Source organism: Mycobacterium sp. UM_11, assembly GCF_001414075.1.
GTDB lineage: Bacteria > Actinomycetota > Actinomycetes > Mycobacteriales > Mycobacteriaceae > Mycobacterium.
The window spans coordinates 1-1908 of sequence record NZ_LATC01000210.1; the positions used below are offsets into that span (position 1 = coordinate 1).

Here is a 1908-nt window from a genome sequence, read left to right on the forward strand (position 1 = left end):
CGAGCAGGCCAACGCCCACGGGCAGAAGGTGCAGAGCGCCGGCAGCAACATGGCCAGCACCGACAGCGCCGTTGGGTCCAGCTGGGCCTAACCCGCACTTCAGGCGCGGCAGCACACCACCCGTCGGTGTGCTGCCGCGTCCTGCCGTTACCGTGCACTTTGACTCCCTGAGGGAATGATGGACCAACAGACCGCCCGCACCGACATCACCGTCAACGTCGATGGTTTCTGGATGCTCCAGGCCCTCCTGGACATTCGGCACGTCGCGCCGGAGCTGCGGTGCCGGCCATTTGTCTCCACCGACTCGAGCGACTGGCTCAACGAGCATCCCGGCATGGCCGTGATGCGCGAGCAGGGCATCGTCGAAAATGACCAGGTGAACGAGCATGTGGCCGCGCGGATGCGGGTGCTGGCCGCACCCGACCTCGAGGTCATCGCGCTGCTGTCCAGGGGCAAGCTGCTCTACGGCGTCGTCGACGACGAGAATCAGCCGCCCGGCTCGCGGGACATCCCCGACAACGAGTTCCGGGTGGTGCTGGCCCGCCGGGGCCAGCACTGGGTTTCCGCGGTCCGGGTGGGCGGTGACATCACCGTCGACGATGTCGCCATCGCCGACAGCGCCTCGATCGCGTCCCTGGTCTTGGACGCTTTGGAGTCGATCCACCACGCGGAGCCCGCGGCGATCAACGCGGTCAACGTGCCGCTCGAGGAGATGCTCGAAGCGACGAAGTCCTGGCAGGAGTCGGGGTTCAACGTGTTTTCCGGCGGTGACCTGCGCCGGATGGGCATCAGCGCCGCCACGGTGGCCGCACTGGGGCAGGCGCTCTCGGATCCGGCGGCCGAGGTCGCGGTGTACGCGCGTCAATACCGGGACGACGCGAAGGGGCCGAGCGCGTCGGTCCTGTCGCTCAAGGACGGTTCCGGTGGCCGCATCGCGCTCTACCAGCAGGCGCGGACGGCGGGGTCGGGGGAGGCCTGGCTGGCCATTTGCCCGGCGACCCCCCAGTTGGTGCAGGTGGGCGTCAAGACCGTGCTGGACACGCTTCCGTACGGCGAGTGGAAAACCCATAGCCGGGTCTGACCTTCTCGACGAAACATAAAGTTCACCAATGGCTTTGCACTCAACATGCGGTTGAGATGCCAACACGGCATACTTCTCTAAGAGATTCAGCAAATCTCAAGCCACTGTCACCAAAGTTTTTAGTCGCGAGGCGGGGTAGATGGAATTCGGAATAGTCGAGCTGCACTTTCCTGGGGGCCGCAACGCCCCCGAAGGTGGGCCGGCGCAGACCCCCGCCCGGCTCGCGGCGCGGGGTTACACATTCACGACGGTAAGGGGTTCACGGCGATGACTGCGGTAGTTGAAGCGCTACAGCCTGACGTTGAGGGAATTTCACAGCCTCGGGCGGTCGTGGTCGGCGTTATGGCCGGGGCGGGCGTACAGATCGGCGTCCTGCTGGACGCCAACGCCCCCGTCTCGGTGATGACCGAGCCGCTGCTCAAGGTGGTGAACAGCCGGCTCAGGGAGCTCGGCGAGAGCCCGCTGGAGGCCGCCGGCCGCGGCAGGTGGGCGCTGTGCCTGGTCGACGGCAGCCCGCTGCGGGCCACGCAGTCCCTGACCGAACAGGACGTCTATGACGGCGACCGACTGTGGATCCGGTTCATCCAGGACACCGAGCATCGCTCGCAGGTCATCGAGCACATCTCCACCGCGGTCGCGGCAAACCTGAGCAAGCGGTTCGCCGCGATCGACCCGGTCGTCGCGGTGCAGGTGGGGGCGTCGATGGTGGCGACCGGCGTGACCGCCGCCTCTGGGCTGCTGCTCTGGTACCGGTGGCACCACAACTCCTGGCTCCCGACCGCGTTCTCCGCGGTGATCGCCGCGGAGAACGCGGTCGGGAGCCAGGA

The 1908-nt window shown here is 67.0% G+C and carries 2 protein-coding genes and 1 pseudogene; all 3 read left to right on the top strand.

Annotated elements, in window-relative coordinates:
* Positions 1-91 (top strand): annotated as a pseudogene (locus tag WU80_RS25675) (type VII secretion protein EsxI); the annotation flags it as partial.
* A gap of 87 nt (positions 92-178) precedes the next feature.
* Positions 179-1081 (top strand): ESX secretion-associated protein EspG, encoded by a 903-nt coding sequence (locus WU80_RS24625; RefSeq protein WP_055405688.1) that lies wholly within the window; start codon positions 179-181, stop codon positions 1079-1081.
* A gap of 267 nt (positions 1082-1348) precedes the next feature.
* A partial coding sequence (eccD, locus tag WU80_RS24630) for a type VII secretion integral membrane protein EccD (protein WP_082462596.1) occupies positions 1349-1908 on the top strand: 560 nt, incomplete at its 3' end.